Genomic DNA, 15,478 nt, shown 5'->3' with positions numbered 1-15,478 from the left:
GTCCGATGCGTCATCCGGTGTTTCACGGCCAGTCAGGCGGATGAAACGTCAGGGCGACGCCCTGTCAGACCCAGCAGTCCGCCCGCCACAGGGAGCCCCACAGGTGAGCCAGCCGGAAATGCAGCCCGAGGAGAGTGCCTGGGGCAAAGAGGTCGGCGAGGAGGACCAGCCCGCCGCCACCGTCGCGCGCCGGGCGTCCACCCGCCGCCGGACCGATCTGAGCGCCCGCCAGTTCCCGCTCGGGGACTGGGGCGAGCCCGCCGAGCGGCTGGAGGAGCTCTACCGCTGGTCCGAGGAGCGGGCGGTCGAGGCGATCGACTGGTACCGCAGGGACCGGGTCTGGAAGCGCCGCTGGGCCCGTCTGCTGAGATTCGGCTCGGCCGGGTTCGCGGTCGGCGGGGTCACCGCCCCGCTGGTGGACCTCACCGGCACGGTGGCGAACGCCTCCGGTTGGGGCTACGTCGCGCTGATGCTCTCCGCCGCCTGCTACGGCACGGACCGGGTGTTCGGCCTGACCTCCGGATGGATGCGCGACGTCTCCACCGCCCAGGCGCTGCAGCGCCGGCTGGAGGCCTTCCAGTTCGACTGGGCCTCGGAGTGCGTGCGCGAGGTGCTCGGCCCCACCGAGGGCACCGCGGGCGAGGCGGCCGAGCGCTGCCTGGGCGTGCTGCGGCGGTTCTGCGAGGACGTTTCGGACATGGTCCGCACCGAGACCTCGGAGTGGATGCTGGAGTTCCGGGCGGGCATGACCCAGCTGCCCACCCAGTCCTCCGGGAACTGGGGCGGGCGCAGCGAGGCGGGCGTGGGCGCCCAGGTACGGATCCTGCCGCCGCCGGGCACCCGGCCCACCATGCCGCGTCAGCGCCCGCCGGAGGGGCCGCTGCGCTGAGCCGGCGGCCCGGGGGCAGCGGTGGTCGTCGGGCTCAGGCGAAGACGATCATCGAGCCCTGGGTGAGGCTGCGCGTCGCCGCCGCGTAGAGGCCGGACCAGGCGTGCCGCTCCCGGGCGAAGGGGTGCAGGTCGTCGATCGGCGGGCCGAACGGCTGCTCCAGGCCGGTCGGGCCGAGCGGCCTGGTCGGGTCCGGCGGGTTGAGCGGGTCGAGGCCCAGGGCCGGGGCGACCGCCTGCAGTTCGCGCAGCAGGCCGTGGGTGGAGCCCAGCGGGCCGCCCGAGGCGAGCAGCGCGTCGTCCACCAGCGGTACCGCGAACTCGATCGGCACGTAGGCGCCGGCGTGGTCGAAGTGCCAGACCAGGTGCGACTGTTCCGCGCTGCTCTCGAACATCTCCAGCAGCTGTTCGTAGTCGCCGCCGAGCGCGTCCACCGGTGTGATGTCCAGGCCGGTGAGGCCCAACAGGTAGGCCCGGCGCAGGAAGTGCAGCGAGTCGTAGTCGAAGGCGGCTATCGGCTCGACCGCCCCGCTTATCCCCGGGACGTACTGGTAGACCGGCACCTCGGGCAGGCCGTTCGCGGCCAACACGGCGTTGTAGAGCACGAGATCGTCCCGGAAGGGGTTCTCGGGGCTGTGGCTCAGCACGTCCACGAGCGGGACGAGCCAGAGGTCGCAGGCCATGAGCCGGCTCTTCCTCTCCGGGCGACGGGGTCCGCCTGCAGGGGGCGGACGACGGACGGGCGGGTCGGTACCCGGACGGTCCGTACGAGGACCCTCCGGGACGACGACCGCCCACCCTACCGGCCCGGCGCGCGGTGCGGGTCTGGCGGGGATCCTGGCTGGGAGACGGGCCGGGAGGCGCCCTGCGGGTCCGGCAGGCGGCGGCCGAACCGGCCGTACGGGACGGAACGCGGCTGCGGCACCAGGCCGAGGCCCAGGCCCAGCTCGCGGCCCAGCTCCCGGCCGAGTTCGCGGCCCTGGTCCCGGGTGCGGTCGGCCTGGTCGGACCCGCCCGAGCGGGCGGCGTCCGCCGTCCGGGGCGGTTCGGCCGGGCCGTGCGCCGTAGCGCCGCCACCGGGCGCCGCACCGCCGTGCTCCGCGCCGCCGTGTGCCCTGCCGTCGTGTGCCGTACCGCCGGGCCCGCCCGGGGTCGGCGGCGCCGTCCGGGCCGCCGGGGCCGCCTCCAGCGGTCCGGTCAGCAGCGGCAGGACGCCCACCGAGTCCTCGGACTGCCCGGCCAGCTCGGCCAGCAGCCGGACGGTGAAGAGGTTGTACTCGCAGATGATCCGCTGCGCACCCGCCAGGTCCCGGGCCTCGATCACCTCGACCAGCTCGACGTGCCGGTCCCAGCAGACCCCGGCCAGTACCGGCATCGTCCGCAGATAGGGGGCGGCGAACATCCACGACTGCACCCGCAGCCAGTCCAGGTAGTCGCCGATCCGGCGGTTGCCCAGCAGCCCGGCGACCTCCTGCCAGAACCGGCGGTCGCAGCCCACCATCACGTCCAGGTTCCCGGACCGTGCCGCCCGCACCGCCGCGTCGGCCCGGCGGCGCAGCGACGGCAGCCGGTTGGCGTCCGTGGGCGCGCCCCGCACGGCCAGCTGGCGGAACGCGCTGTCGGTGAGCAGCACCCGCGACTCGAAGATCTCCAGGAAGTCGTCCCAGCCGAACTCCGGCACCGTGAAACCGCGGTGGTGCTCGGCCCGGAGCAGGCCCTGGGCACCCAGGTCCACCAGCGCCTCGCGGGCCGGGGTCGCCGAGACCCCGTACAGCTCGGCGATCTCCTTGACGGTGAAGTTGCGGCCCGCCGCGAGCCGGCCGGCCATCATCTCCTCGCGCAGCGCGCCGGCGATCTGCTCGCGCAGGCTGTTGCGGTGGATCACGGGACGGGTGTCGCCGGCGCCGGTACCGGACATGCGCGCGACCTCCTCGGGCGGACCGGCCGACCGGCTCTCGACGGACCGGCGGAAGAAACGGTGTGAAACACGACGAACGCTCATCTTCTCAAATGTGTCGCCGTCGTGTTCAAGCACCCGGAAATCGCCGTGTCCCCGGCGCCGGAGGGGGGCGTCACCGCCCGGCGAAGGGCCCCGCCACCGCCCGACCCGCACGCCATCGCTTCACAGACGCCGCCGTACGGGCGTCACCGCTGCACGGGCGCCGGGATGCCCAGCAGCCGGTCGCGCAGCACCGGGAAGTCCGCGCGGACCTTCGCCACCTCCGCCGGGTCGAACTCCACGGTCAGCACCTCCTCGCCGGCCCCGGCCTCGGCCAGCACCCGGCCCCACGGGTCCACCACCAGGCTGTGCCCGGCCTGCTCGACCCCGCTGTGCGTGCCCGCCGTGTTGCAGGCCAGCACGAACGCCTGCTCCTCCACCGCACGGGCCCGGTTCAGCAGCGTCCAGTGGTCGCGCCGCCGGGCCGGCCAGGCCGCCGGGACCACCAGCAGCTGCGCGCCCGCGTCCAGCAGCGCCCGGAAGAGCTCCGGGAAGCGCAGGTCGTAGCAGGTGGCCAGGCCCATCGTGCCGAAGTCGGTGGCGGCCGTGACGATCTCCTGCCCGGCGCCCATCACCACCGCCTCCCCCTCGTCGAAGCCGAAGCGGTGGATCTTGCGGTAGGTGTGCACCAGCTCGCCGTCCGGGGCGAACAGCAGGGAGGTGTTGTAGATCGGACCGTCCGGGTCCCGTTCGACGATCGAACCGGCGTGCAGCCAGACCCCGGCCGCCTTCGCGGCGGCCGCCATCGCGTCGGAGGTCGGCCCGTCCAGGGTCTCGGCCTCGTCCGACCACTTGTCCTGCGCGAAACCGCCCACCGGCCACAGTTCCGGAAGAACCACCAGGTCGGCGCCCTGTTGCGCACGGACCAGAGCGGCCGCCCGGGCCCGCCGCTCGGCGGCCGGCTCGGCATCGGAGACCGCGAGTTGGATCAATGAAGCGCGCACAGTACCACCGTCCACGGCAAGAGGCCTACGATCGTCACCCGAAAGCGCTGCCCTGCGCTCATCAGGCAGCGTAACGTGCGGTTAGCGTGTGCGCCCGGAAGGCCGGACTTTCCCCGGTCTCCCCGAACCGGGGTGTGCACGGCAAGGCAGCTGACGGAGGGCCGGAGATTCCCGTGACGGACAACCAGACCGTGCAGGCATACACCGATGCGTGGACGCAGTCCATCGAGTCCATAGCCGGGCTGGTGGCCCCCCTGCCCACGGACGCCTGGAACCGGGCCACCGAATGCCCGGGCTGGTCCGTCCGCGACGTCGTCTCGCACGTCATCGCCTTCGAATCCGAGCTGCTCGGCGACCCCCGCCCGATCCACTCGCTGCCGCGCGACCTGCGGCACGTCACCGACGAGTTCGCCCGGTACGTCGAGCTGCCGGTCGACAAGCGCCGCTGCCACACCGCTCCGGAGATGACCAGCGAGCTGGAGTACACGATCATCCGCCGCTCCCGGGCGCTGCGGAACGCCAAGTACACCCCCACCGAGCCGGTCCGCTGGCCGGCCGGGCCGCACACCCGCGAGCTGCCGTACCACGAGCTGCTGCGCAACCGGGTGTTCGACGTCTGGGTGCACGAGCAGGACCTCCGCCGCGCCCTCGGTGAGCCCGGCAACCTGGACTCCCCGGCCGCCCTGATCACCCGTGACGTCCTGCTGTCGGCGCTGCCCAAGGCCGTCGCCCGCCAGGCCGGCGCCCCGGCCGGGACGGCCCTGGTGGTCGACGTCACCGGCCCGGTCGAGTTCCTGCGCACCGTCCGGGTCGACGCCTCGGGGCGCGGCACCGTCGACGAGTCCATCAGCCTCGCCCCCGACGTCCAGCTCACCCTGGACTGGGAGACCTACGTCCGGCTGGCCTGCGGCCGCGGCCGCCCCGGCCCGGTCACCGTCGAGGGCGACCAGGAGCTGGCCGCCCGCGTCCTCGCCAACTTCTCCGTCACCCCGTAGTCCCCCGGCTCACCCGCCCGGCGTACACGCACCACCACGCGCCGGGTGGCGTACCTCGTGCTTCCGTACGTCAGCTTGGCACCAGTACCCCACCCGTTCGGCCTCGTTGTTCCGGGCAGTCGTCACCCGGAAGAAGGAGGGGCGTCCATCCTGGAGGCACGCCACCATCGAACGGTGGATCTGCGGATCGTAACCCTTGCTCGGAACAAGGGTTACGGCGTTTTCCCAGATCAGAAAGCCTACCGGCGGGGAAATCCGCTGCTCGGGGTGGTGAGCGAGGCAGGGCTGTACGGACTGCTCATGAGGTCGGACAAGACCGCCGCAAGGTCGTTCCAGGAGTGGCGTTTCCGTAGGTGGGAAGCCCTACGCAGGCGCCGCCACCTTCCGGCGGAGCCGGAGGATCATCACCGTCCCCAGCAGCATCGGCGCGTACAGCCAGCAGAACGCCCAGCGGTACGCCTCCGCCGAGTAGCCGCTGCCGCTGCCGGGGGTCAGGGCGTCGAGCAGGACGCCGATGCCGAAGAGGGTGATCATCGTGCCGATGAAGCCGCCCATGTTGGCGATCCCGGAGGCGGTGCCGAGGCGTTCGACGGGGTTGTGGGAGCGGGCGTAGTCGAGGCCGACCAGGGAGGCCGGGCCGTTGCTGCCCATCACCAGGATGATCCCGATCAGCAGCCAGAGCGGCGGGTGGCCGCCGGGCCAGGCCAGGGTGAGCGCCCAGCCGGCGGAGGTGACGGCGATGACGGTGAGCACGATCGGCATCCGCGCCCGCGCGGTGCGGCTGAGCAGTCGGCCGAAGAGCAGGCCGAAGGCCATGTTGCTGAAGACCAGCAGGGTGAGCAGCCCGCCGGCCGCCGCCCGGGACATGCCCTGGGCCTCGACCAGGTACGGCAGGCCCCAGAGCAGGCCGAAGGCGTTGCCGGGGAACTGGGTGGTGAAGTGCACCCAGAGCCCGAGCCGGGTGCCGGGCTCGCGCCAGGAGTGCCGGATCTGCTGCCCGACGGCCGGTCGGGGCGCCGGGGCGGCGGACACCGGCGGGCCGGCCGGGGCCTCCTGGAGAAACAGCGCGACCAGGGCGAAGACGGCGACGCCGAGCAGCGCGATGGCGGTGAAGGTCGGCGTCCAGCCCTCGTGGTGCAGGGCCTGGGCGAGGACGACCGTGGTGACCAGGTTGCCGCCCATGCCGGCCAGCCCGGTCAGCTGGGCGACCAGCGGGTTCTTCGCCGCCGGGAACCAGCGCGCGGCGATCCGCAGCACGCTGATGAAGGTCATCGCGTCCCCGCAGCCCAGCACCGCCCGGGAGGCGAGCGCCGGGGCGAAGGAGTCGGAGAAGGCGAAGGCCAGCTGGCCCAGGCTCAGCAGCATGATGCCCACCAGCAGCACCCGGCGCGGGCCGAACCGGTCGACCAGCAGGCCGACGGGTATCTGCATGGCCGCGTAGACCAGCACCTGGAGGATGGAGAAGGTGGACAGCGCGGAGGCGCCGATGGTGAAGCGCTCGGCGGCGTCCAGGCCTGCCACGCCCAGGCTGGTGCGGTGGATGACCGCGAGGACGTAGACGCTGACGCCGACCGACCAGGCCAGCCAGGCGGCCCGCCCGCCCGGCGGGGAGTGCGGGGCGGGCCTGGACGCCGGGGTCGCCGGGGCCGCTGCCGGGGCCGCCGTCCGGGACGGGTCGGCGACGAGTCGGGGACCAGGGACGGTGATCGGGCGGGCGGCGGCAGGGTCCATGGTCATAGTGCACCCAGATTAGTCATCCCATCATTCGACGCCGGTGCGGGGTCGGCCCGTCCCGGCCCCCCGGGGATCGGACACGAACGGCCTCACCCCCGCAGCGTCCAGGAGACCGATCTGGTCATGTAGCGGTCCCGGAAGGCCTCGTCTCGCACCCAGTCGGTGGTGTCCCGGACGGTGGCGGTGACGGTGGCGCTCTGGCCGGGCGGCAGGTTCAGCTGGGCGGTGTCCAGCCAGCTGCGGTCCGTCGCCGGCGGCTCGACCGGGAGGCCGTCGACCTTCCACTCCACCCGCAGCTGCCGGGACCCGGCCAGCGGCAGCGGGCGGACCTCCAGCCGGGGGCGCCCGGCGACCTCGCCGGGGGCCGGTGCCGGGGCGTCGGTCGGCCGGATCCGGCGGTAGATCTCCTCGATGATCGCCTCCCGCGAGGGCAGGTTGTACGCCCCGCCGAGGGTGCGCATCACCGAGTCCGGGGTGGGCCGGTAGATGCCGTTGGCACTGCGGTACGCCCCGACCGTCCCGGCGCCGTCCGGGGACTCCGCACCCAGCCAGCGCCACCACTTGGTCTGCTTGCGGCGCATGTCCTCGGCGCTCTCGGTGGAGAGGTTGGGGTAGTCGGCGTCGTCCGGCGCGCTGTCGTACTCGTCGCCGAGGTCGCCCACGGTGTGCCCTATCTCGTGCTGGATGATCCGGCCTGCATCGGGGCTGCCGCCGGCCAGGGTCGTCACCCCGGTGCCGCCGGCGCCGCCGTACTCGCCGGAGTTGGCCAGCGCGATCAGGTACTGCGGCCCCTCGCCGTCACCGGCGTAGCGGGCGGTGGCGGACTCGTCGGCGCAGAGCAGCCGGGCGGTGCCCTCGCACCAGAAGTGCATGCCGAGCGGGGTGCCGGGGTTGCGGCCCCGGCTCTCGGTCTCGGCGATGCCGGAGACCGAGGAGACCACCTCGACCCTCCTTATGTTGAAGAACCCCTGGTAGCTGCGGAAGGGCTCGATCTCCATCAGGGAGCGCCAGGCCCGGTCGGCCTGCTGGCGGAACAGCTCCTGCTCCTCGGAGGTGTAGCCGTCGCCGAGCAGCACCAGCGTGATCCGGTTGGCCGGATCCCCGGTGCGCCTTATGTCGACGGTCGGGGCGGTGCCGGCGGCCCGGAGATCGGCCCGCTGCGCGGTGTGCGGCGGCACGGCCCGGTCGGCCGGGGCCCCGGGGCCGATCACCCCGAACGGGGAGGGACCGGCCAGCTCCAGGGCGGCCGGCAGGACGGCGGTGGACACCAGCACGAGCGCGGCCAGACTCCGGACGAGACGGCCAGGGTTGCCAGACGGCATACGGGTGCGTCCTCGGGGATCCGGTCACCCGGCGTCGCCCGGGTGGTGGACGCGAAGACGTACCCGGGGCGGCGGCCCTCCCCTACTCTCCGGCGAAAAAGTCACCGACCTGGCCGAACGACCAGGATCACCCCGGTCATACCTATGAGTCCGATCAGGTGGCTGCCATCGGCCGGCCGTGACCTCAGGCGGCCCCGCCCGACCGCGCGTGCAGCGCCAGATGGGTGCCCAGGCCGAGCAGCAGGCCCCAGAAGGCCGAGCCGATCCCGTACAGGCTCATCCCGGAGGCGGTCGCCAGGAAGGTCACCATCGCCGCGTCCCGGCCGCGCTCCTCGGCCACGGCGGCGGCCAGGCTGCCCTGCAGCGAGGCCAGCAGGGCGACCCCGGCGATCACCGCGATCAGCTCCTTCGGCAGGCCGGTGAACAGGCTGACCAGCAGCCCGCTGAAGCTCCCCACCAGCAGGTAGAACAGGCCCGCCGACATCCCGGCCACATAGCGCCGGCGCGGGTCGGGGTGGCTCTCCGGTCCGGCGCAGATCGCGGCGGTGATCGCGGCCAGGTTGACGCCCGGCGAACCGAACGGCGCCAGCAGGACGGACAGGCCGCCGGTGGCCCCGATCACCAGCCGGTCGTCCGGCCGGTAGCCGAAGGCCCGCATGACCCCGAGGCCGGGGGCGTTCTGCGAGGCCAGCGCCACGATGGTGAGCGGCAGCGCCAGGCCGACCATGGCGGGCCAGGAGAAGGCGGGCACGGTGAGCACCGGCCGGGTGGGGCCCCCGGAGCCGAGGTGCAGCGGAAGTCCGGTGGTGGCGGCCGCCAGCACCGCGCCGACCAGCAGCGCGGCCGGGACGGCGTAGCGCGGCGCGAACCGCTTGGCCAGCAGGAAGGCGGCGAAGCTGCCGAGCACCAGGACGGGTGCGCCGTGCACGGCGCCGAAGATCCCGGCGCCGAAGGAGAACAGGATCCCGGCCAGCATCGCGTTGACGATCCCGGCCGGGATCGCCGCGATCAGCCGGCCGAACAGGCCGGTGACGCCGAACAGCGTCACCACCACCCCGCTCACCAGGAAGGCGCCGACCGCCTCCCGGTACGGGTAGGCGCCGAGGCTGGTCACCAGCAGCGCGGCCCCCGGGGTGGACCAGGCGGCGATCACCGGGGTGCGGGTCCACCAGCTGAGCACCAGACAGGTCAGCCCGCTGCCGATGGACACCGCCCAGATCCAGGACGCGGTGTGCGCCTGGTCGAGCCGCCCGGCGGAGGCCGCCGCGAGCACCACCACCAGCGGCCCGGAGAACCCGACCACGATGCACACCAGCCCGGCCAGCAGCGCCGGGAGGGAGGCGTCCCGCCGCAGCGAACGGCGCTCGTCCGGTCCGGTCCGCCCGTCCACCGGACGGGTTATCAGCTCCTCTGTCATCCCGGAAGTATCCCGGAGGAGCCCGCTCCACGGGCGGTTCGGAGATTCCCGGAAAAAGTTTTGAACCCGCCTGCAACCTCCCGTGGGGATGCACGTCTTTACGGATGAAGGGCACGGAGAGCGAGACCGGCAAGGCCGGGGGGCGCTACCGCTCGACAGGAGCAGGCCGGTCACCTTCACACACCGTCAGAGTCAGGACCCTGGGGAGTCACATCATGCGCACGTCCGTTATCACCGCTTTTGCGAAGAACGCCCGCTCGCTCTCCGGCCGCCGCCGCCTCGCCACCATCGCCGCCACCGCCGTCCTCGCCGGCGGCGTCCAGCTCATGACCGCCGACTCCTCCTGGGCCTGCGGCGACATGCGCATCGGCGGCCCCCAGCCCGCCACCACCGGCGCAGGCGTCACCGAGACCGCCCCCGACGTCGCGTTCGCCTCCGCCAAGTCCACCGTCACCGCCGACGGCACCTGGAACGAGGTCGCCCTCAAGATCACCAACAAGACCGGCACCGACGCCCACGGCGTGCGCCCCACCTTCGGCATCCACACCCCCGGCGACGGCGCCTCCCTGCGCACCCAGGACGTCCGCATCCAGGTCCAGGAGAACGGCACCTGGAAGAGCGTCCAGTCCATCGCCGGCTGCTACCACACCGTCGACGCCGGCTACGAGCAGCGCCAGCGCATCGACAACGGCAGCTCCGTCACCCTCAAGTTCCGCTACTCCATCGCCGCCACCAGCCCCAAGGGCGTCAACAGCATCGAACTCCTCACCGACGCCTGGAGCGCAGGCGCCATGGGCAACGGCGCCACGGACCTCAAGACCGTCAAGCTCACCCGCACCCAGGCCACCACCCCGAACACCACCACCCCGAAGCCGGCCGAGACCACCAAGCCCGCCGCCAAGCCCAGCACCCCCGCCAAGCCCGCCGCCAAGCCCGCCGAGACCGCCAAGCCCGCCGCGCCCAAGCCGGCCGCCGACCAGACCACCACCGCCGCCCCGAAGCCCGCCGAAGCCCCCAAGGCCACTCCGAGCGCCGCTCCGGCCACCACGGCCCCCGCCGGCACCCCCGAGCTCGCCCAGACCGGCGCCCACACCCCCAACGGTCTCCTCGCCGCCACCGCCGCCGCCCTCCTCGCCCTCGGCGCCGGCGCCCTGATCGCCGTGCGCCGCATGCGTCCCCAGCGCTGACCGGCCCACGGTCCCAGAGGGGCCCTTCCACCGCAGTCCGATGCGGCAGGAAGGGCCCCTCGCCCGTTTCCGGCCCGGCCTCGGAACCCGCCGCACGGGCCGCTCGAAAGATTCCGAAAAAACTTCTCAACCCACCTGCAACCCCCCGCAGGGATGCACGTCTATACGGATGAAGGGCACGGAGAGCGAGACCGGCAAGGCCGGGGGGCGCTACCGCTCAGCAGGAGCCGGCCGGTCACCTTCAACCCACGTACACCATTTGCACCACGCTCTGGGGAGTCACGTCATGCGCACGTCCGTTATCACCGCTTTCGCGAAGAACGCCCGCTCGCTCTCCGGCCGCCGCCGCCTCGCCACCATCGCCGCCACCGCCCTCCTCGCCGGCGGCGTCCAGCTCATCACCGCCGACTCCTCCTGGGCCTGCGGCGACTACCGCGTCGACGGCCCCCACCCCGCCGCGGCCGGCACCTCCGTGGAGGAGCTCGCCCCCGACGCCGCGGTCCTCCCCACCAAGTCCACCGCCACCGCCGACGGCACCTGGAACGAGGTCGCCGTCAAGGTCACCAACAAGACCGGCGCCGACGCCCACGGCGTCCAGACCAGCTTCAGCATCCACACCCCCGGCACCGGCGCCTCCCTGCGCACCCAGGACGTCCGCATCCAGGTCCAGGAGAACGGCACCTGGAAGAACGTGCCCTCCCTCGCCGGCTGCCTGCGCACCGTCGACGCCGGCTACGAGCAGCGCCAGCGCATCGACAACAACAGCACCGTCACCCTCAAGTTCCGCTACTCCATCGCCGCCACCAGCCCCAAGAACGTCAACACCATCGACCTCATCACCGACGCCTGGCGCCAGGGCGCCGCAGGAACCGGCGCCACCGACCTCAAGACCGTCAAGCTCACCCACACCCAGACCACCACCCCGAAGCCCGCCGACACCACCAAGCCCACCGCCAAGCCCACCACCCCCGCCAAGCCCGCCGCGCCCAAGCCGGCCGCCGACCAGACCACCACCGCCGCCCCCAAGCCCGCCGAAGCCCCCAAGGCCACCGCCACCACCCCGAGCGCCGCCCCCGCCACCACCGCCCCCGCCGGCACCCCCGAGCTCGCCCAGACCGGCGCCCACACCCCCAACACCCTCCTCGCCGCCACCGCCGCCGCCCTCCTCGCCCTCGGCGCCGGCGCCCTGATCGCCGTGCGCCGCATGCGTGGCCAGCGCTGACCGGGGCACCCGAAACGGCGGGGCCGTACCTCCACACGGCGGTGTGTGAGGTACGGCCCCGCTTTTGCGTTCCCTGCTTCTACTTCTACGTTCCCTGCCTCCGCGCCCGACTTCCGTGCGTTCCCGGGCCGGCCGTCCAGCCGCCCCGGGAACACGCGTGCCGGGTCAGCCCCAGGTGATCAGGCGCTTGGGACGCTCCAGCAGTGCGGCGACGTCGGCCAGCACCTTGGAACCCAGCTCCCCGTCCACCAGGCGGTGGTCGAAGGAGAGCGCCAGCGTGGTGACCTGACGCGGGACCACCTTGCCCTTGTGCACCCACGGCAGCTCCCGGACCGCGCCGAAGGCCAGGATGGCGGCCTCGCCCGGGTTGAGGATCGGGGTGCCGGTGTCGACGCCGAAGACGCCGACGTTGGTGATGGTGACGGTGCCGCCCTGCATGTCGTTCGGCGCCGTCTTGCCCTGCCGGGCGGTGTCGATCAGCTCGCCGAGCGCCAACGCCAGGCCCGTCAGGGTCTTGGCCCCGGCGTCCTTGATGTTGGGGACGATCAGGCCGCGCGGGGTGGCCGCGGCGATGCCGAGGTTCACCTGGCCCTTGAAGACGATCTCCTGGGTCGCCTCGTCCCACTGGGCGTTGATCTCGGGGTGCCGCTTGATCGCCGTCAGCAGCGCCTTGGCGACCAGCAGCAGCGGGCTGACCCGGACGTCCCGACCCAGCTCGCCGCTCTCCTTGAGCCGGCGGACGAACTTCATCGTGCGGGTGACGTCGACCTGGACGAACTCGGTGACGTGCGGGGCGGTGAAGGCCGAGGCCACCATCGCCTGCGCGATCGCCTTGCGGACGCCCTTGACCGGCACCCGGACGTCCCCGGTGCCCGCTGCGGGCACGGCGGAAACGGCGGCCACCGGCTCCGGCTCGGCGACGGGCGCCGAGGCGACCGGTGCGGCCGGCTCGACCACGACGGCGGCCGTGGCCGCCGCGGCGTGCGCGTGCAGGTCCTCGCGGGTGATCACACCGTCCGGGCCGGTCGGGGTGACCGCGCGCAGGTCGATGCCGAGGTCCTTGGCGAGCTTGCGCACCGGCGGCTTGGCCAGCGGCCGGTCACCGGTGGGCTGCTCCGGCACCACCGGCGCGGGGGCCGGGGCGACCGGCGCCGGGGCGACCGGGGCGGGAGCCGCGGCGACCACCGTGGTGGTCGTGGTCCGACGGGCCCGGCGCTGGCTGACCCCGGTGCGAGGCCCGTAGCCGACCAGCACCTCACGCCGCTCCGGCTCGGCCGGCTCGGCCGGGGCGGGAGCGGCCGCCGGGGCGACGGCGGCCGGAGCCGCGGCGGGGGCCTCCCCCGCCACCGCGACCGAGATGATCACGGTGCCGACGTCGACCGTCGCGCCCTCCGGGAAGAACAGCTGCTCGACGACCCCGTTGAACGGGATCGGCAGCTCCACGGCGGCCTTGGCGGTCTCCACCTCGCAGACGACCTGGCCGTCCGTCACGGTGTCGCCGGGCTTGACGTACCAGCTGAGGATCTCGGCCTCGGTGAGGCCCTCGCCGACGTCGGGCATCTTGAACTCGCGGAGCGAGCGAACTTCGGTGGTCATCTTCGCTCCCCGGTTCAGTACGCGAGCGCGCGGTCGACGGCGTCGAGCACGCGGTCCAGGTCGGGCAGGAAGGCCTCCTCGACGCGGGACGGCGGGTACGGCGCGTAGTAGCCGCCGACCCGCAGGACCGGCGCCTCCAGGTGGTAGAAGCAGCGCTCGGTGAGGCGGGCGGCCAGCTCGGCGCCCATGCCCAGGAACACCGGCGCCTCGTGCACCACGATGCCGCGGCCGGTCCGCTTGACCGACTCCTCCAGGGTGGTGAAGTCCACCGGGGAGAGCGAGCGCAGGTCGACGACCTCCAGTCGGCGGCCGTCCTCCTCGGCGGCCGCGGCCGCCTCCAGGCAGACCTTGACCATCGGCCCGTACGCGATGAGCGTGGCGTCGGCGCCGGGGCGCACGATCCGGGCGTCGTGCAGCCCGAGGTCCGCGGCCGCGCCGACCTCGCCCTTGTCCCAGTACCGGCGCTTGGGCTCCAGGAAGATCACCGGGTCGTCCGACTCGATGGACTGGCGCAGCATCCAGTGCGCGTCGTGCGCGTTGGACGGGGTGACCACCCGCAGGCCCGCCGTGTGGGCGAAGTACGCCTCGTGCGACTCGCTGTGGTGCTCGACCGCGCCGATGCCGCCCGCGTACGGGATGCGGATGGTGACCGGCATCTTGACGTGCCCGAGCGCGCGGGCGTGCATCTTGGCCAGCTGGGAGACGATCTGGTCGAAGGCCGGGTAGACGAAGCCGTCGAACTGGATCTCCACCACCGGGCGGTAGCCGCGCAGCGCCAGGCCGATCGCGGTGCCGACGATGCCGGACTCGGCGAGCGGGGTGTCGATCACCCGGCTGTCCCCGAAGTCCTTCTGCAGCCCGTCGGTGATCCGGAAGACGCCACCGAGCTTGCCGATGTCCTCGCCCATCAGGACGGTCTTCGGGTCGTTCTCCAGCGACTTGCGCAGCGCCTCGTTGAGCGCCTTGGCGATGCTGAGCTGACCGGCCATCAGAGGTTCTCCCCCGCCTCGAAGGAGGCCGCGTACTCGAGGTACTCGGCCCGTTCCTGATCGACCAGCGTGTGCGGCTCCGCGTAGACGTGGTCGAAGATCAGGGTCGGGTCCGGGTCCGGCATGCTGCGCACGCCCTCGCGCACCCGCAGCCCGAGCTGCTCGCTCTCGGCGTCGATCGAGGCGAAGAACTCCTCGTCGGCCAGGCCCTCCTTGTCCAGGTAGGCCTTGAGCCGGCTGATCGGGTCCTTGGCCTTCCAGGCCTCGGTCTCCTCGGCGAGCCGGTAGCGGGTCGGGTCGTCGGAGGTGGTGTGCGCGCCCATCCGGTAGGTGAACGCCTCGATCAGCACCGGGCCGTTGCCGCTGCGGGCGTGGTCGAGGGCCCAGCGGGTGACGGCCAGGCAGGCCAGCACGTCGTTGCCGTCGACCCGGACGCCCGGGAAGCCGAAGCCGGAGGCGCGGCGGTACAGCGGGATCTTGGTCTGGGTGGTGGTGGGCTCGGAGATCGCCCACTGGTTGTTCTGGCAGAAGAACACCACCGGCGAGTTGTAGACCGAGGCGAAGGTGAAGGCCTCGTTCACGTCGCCCTGGCTGGAGGCGCCGTCGCCGAAGTACGCGATCACCGCGTCGTCGGCGCCGTCCTTGGTGATGCCCATCGCGTAGCCGGTGGCGTGCAGGGTCTGCGAGCCGATCACGATGGTGTAGAGGTGGAAGTTCTTCTCGTTCGGGTCCCAGCCGCCGTGGTTCACGCCGCGGAACATGCCGAGCAGGTTCAGCGGGTCGACGTCCCGGCACCACGCGACGCCGTGCTCGCGGTAGGTGGGGAAGGCGTAGTCGCCGGAGCGCATGGCCCGGCCGGAGCCGACCTGGGCGGCCTCCTGGCCGAGCAGCGAGGCCCACAGGCCCAGCTCGCCCTGGCGCTGGAGCGCGGTGGCCTCCGCGTCGAACCGGCGCACCAGCACCAGGTCGCGGTAGAGGGCGCGCAGCTCCTCCGGGGTGGTGGAGAGCGGGTAGTCCGGGTGCTCGATCCGCTCGCCTTCCGGGGTGAGCAGCTGGACGAGCTCCGGCTGGGCGTCCGTACCCGCGGCGCGGAGGGTGTCAGGGACGCCGGGGGCCGCCTTCTTGCGGGCCCTCGCCGTGCTTTTGACGGTCACGTTCACTCCTCGGTCTGTCCGGCCGCCCGGG

General features: G+C 73.1%; 13 protein-coding genes. 4 read left to right on the top strand and 9 right to left on the bottom strand.

Annotated features, from left to right (window positions below):
* Positions 1-103: 103 nt before the first annotated feature.
* Complete coding sequence (locus tag ACFVVX_RS21020; RefSeq protein ID WP_387947689.1) at positions 104-889, top strand: SLATT domain-containing protein; 786 nt, start codon at positions 104-106, stop codon at positions 887-889.
* Positions 890-923: 34 nt separating this feature from the next.
* On the opposite strand, the gene ACFVVX_RS21015 is transcribed toward ACFVVX_RS21020, so the two are convergent.
* The 3 genes from ACFVVX_RS21015 to ACFVVX_RS21005 all read right to left on the bottom strand — a co-directional run bounded on the left by ACFVVX_RS21015 (position 924) and on the right by ACFVVX_RS21005 (position 3,831).
* Positions 924-1,571, bottom strand: a complete 648-nt coding sequence (locus ACFVVX_RS21015; RefSeq protein ID WP_387947687.1) for a hypothetical protein — start codon at positions 1,569-1,571, stop codon at positions 924-926.
* Positions 1,572-1,687: 116 nt separating this feature from the next.
* The gene (locus ACFVVX_RS21010) at positions 1,688-2,806 is read right to left on the bottom strand and encodes a GntR family transcriptional regulator (protein WP_387947685.1); all 1,119 of its coding nucleotides are present in this window, start codon (positions 2,804-2,806) and stop codon (positions 1,688-1,690) included.
* 227 nt (positions 2,807-3,033) lie between these two features.
* Positions 3,034-3,831: a carbon-nitrogen family hydrolase gene (locus ACFVVX_RS21005; RefSeq protein ID WP_387947683.1), complete on the bottom strand. Its 798-nt coding sequence runs from the start codon at positions 3,829-3,831 to the stop codon at positions 3,034-3,036.
* A 173-nt stretch (positions 3,832-4,004) separates the two neighbouring features.
* Here ACFVVX_RS21005 and ACFVVX_RS21000 point away from each other — a divergent pair, with 173 nt between their 5' ends.
* A complete protein-coding gene (locus tag ACFVVX_RS21000; RefSeq protein ID WP_387947681.1) occupies positions 4,005-4,826 on the top strand; it encodes a maleylpyruvate isomerase family mycothiol-dependent enzyme in 822 nt (273 codons plus the stop codon).
* A 363-nt stretch (positions 4,827-5,189) separates the two neighbouring features.
* Here the strand turns inward: ACFVVX_RS21000 and ACFVVX_RS20995 are convergent, their stop codons facing one another.
* The 3 genes from ACFVVX_RS20995 to ACFVVX_RS20985 all read right to left on the bottom strand — a co-directional run bounded on the left by ACFVVX_RS20995 (position 5,190) and on the right by ACFVVX_RS20985 (position 9,299).
* Entirely contained in the window at positions 5,190-6,557 is a 1,368-nt protein-coding gene (locus ACFVVX_RS20995; protein WP_387947909.1) for a nitrate/nitrite transporter, read from the bottom strand.
* Between the two features lie 92 nt (positions 6,558-6,649).
* Positions 6,650-7,882, bottom strand: a complete 1,233-nt coding sequence (locus tag ACFVVX_RS20990) for a M64 family metallopeptidase (RefSeq protein WP_387947679.1) — start codon at positions 7,880-7,882, stop codon at positions 6,650-6,652.
* Positions 7,883-8,066: 184 nt separating this feature from the next.
* Complete coding sequence (locus tag ACFVVX_RS20985) at positions 8,067-9,299, bottom strand: benzoate/H(+) symporter BenE family transporter (protein WP_387947677.1); 1,233 nt, start codon at positions 9,297-9,299, stop codon at positions 8,067-8,069.
* 215 nt (positions 9,300-9,514) lie between these two features.
* Here ACFVVX_RS20985 and ACFVVX_RS20980 point away from each other — a divergent pair, with 215 nt between their 5' ends.
* Both ACFVVX_RS20980 and ACFVVX_RS20975 read left to right on the top strand, forming a co-directional pair.
* On the top strand, positions 9,515-10,486 hold the full coding sequence (locus tag ACFVVX_RS20980) for a hypothetical protein (protein ID WP_387947675.1): 972 nt from the start codon (positions 9,515-9,517) through the stop codon (positions 10,484-10,486).
* A 286-nt stretch (positions 10,487-10,772) separates the two neighbouring features.
* Positions 10,773-11,708 carry a hypothetical protein gene (locus ACFVVX_RS20975; protein ID WP_387947673.1) on the top strand — a complete coding sequence of 312 codons (936 nt, stop codon included), beginning with the start codon at positions 10,773-10,775 and terminating at the stop codon, positions 11,706-11,708.
* A gap of 165 nt (positions 11,709-11,873) precedes the next feature.
* Here the strand turns inward: ACFVVX_RS20975 and ACFVVX_RS20970 are convergent, their stop codons facing one another.
* From ACFVVX_RS20970 to pdhA, 3 genes are read right to left on the bottom strand one after another with little or no spacing between them, the layout of a single operon-like run.
* Positions 11,874-13,304: a dihydrolipoamide acetyltransferase family protein gene (locus tag ACFVVX_RS20970; protein WP_387947671.1), complete on the bottom strand. Its 1,431-nt coding sequence runs from the start codon at positions 13,302-13,304 to the stop codon at positions 11,874-11,876.
* 14 nt (positions 13,305-13,318) lie between these two features.
* A complete protein-coding gene (locus ACFVVX_RS20965) occupies positions 13,319-14,293 on the bottom strand; it encodes an alpha-ketoacid dehydrogenase subunit beta (RefSeq protein ID WP_387947669.1) in 975 nt (324 codons plus the stop codon).
* On the bottom strand, positions 14,293-15,447 hold the full coding sequence (gene pdhA, locus ACFVVX_RS20960) for a pyruvate dehydrogenase (acetyl-transferring) E1 component subunit alpha (RefSeq protein ID WP_387947667.1): 1,155 nt from the start codon (positions 15,445-15,447) through the stop codon (positions 14,293-14,295). Before pdhA ends, ACFVVX_RS20965 begins: the two co-directional genes overlap by 1 nt.
* Positions 15,448-15,478: the final 31 nt, after the last annotated feature.

The organism is Kitasatospora sp. NPDC058170 (assembly GCF_042883905.1).
GTDB lineage: Bacteria > Actinomycetota > Actinomycetes > Streptomycetales > Streptomycetaceae > Kitasatospora.
The sequence above is the reverse complement of the archived record's forward strand: the minus strand, read 5'-3'. Positions and strand labels throughout refer to the sequence as shown.

Bases quoted from the DNA above. Each gene is read 5' to 3' on its own strand.
- ACFVVX_RS20995 (WP_387947909.1), bottom strand. From the start codon at position 6,557: ATGGACCCTGCCGCCGCCCGCCCGATCACCGTCCCTGGTCCCCGACTC.
- ACFVVX_RS20970 (WP_387947671.1), bottom strand. From the start codon at position 13,304: ATGACCACCGAAGTTCGCTCGCTCCGCGAGTTCAAGATGCCCGACGTC.
- ACFVVX_RS20985 (WP_387947677.1), bottom strand. From the start codon at position 9,299: ATGACAGAGGAGCTGATAACCCGTCCGGTGGACGGGCGGACCGGACCG.
- ACFVVX_RS20980 (WP_387947675.1), top strand. From the start codon at position 9,515: ATGCGCACGTCCGTTATCACCGCTTTTGCGAAGAACGCCCGCTCGCTC.
- ACFVVX_RS20965 (WP_387947669.1), bottom strand. From the start codon at position 14,293: ATGGCCGGTCAGCTCAGCATCGCCAAGGCGCTCAACGAGGCGCTGCGC.
- ACFVVX_RS20990 (WP_387947679.1), bottom strand. From the start codon at position 7,882: ATGCCGTCTGGCAACCCTGGCCGTCTCGTCCGGAGTCTGGCCGCGCTC.
- ACFVVX_RS20975 (WP_387947673.1), top strand. From the start codon at position 10,773: ATGCGCACGTCCGTTATCACCGCTTTCGCGAAGAACGCCCGCTCGCTC.
- ACFVVX_RS21015 (WP_387947687.1), bottom strand. From the start codon at position 1,571: ATGGCCTGCGACCTCTGGCTCGTCCCGCTCGTGGACGTGCTGAGCCAC.
- ACFVVX_RS21010 (WP_387947685.1), bottom strand. From the start codon at position 2,806: ATGTCCGGTACCGGCGCCGGCGACACCCGTCCCGTGATCCACCGCAAC.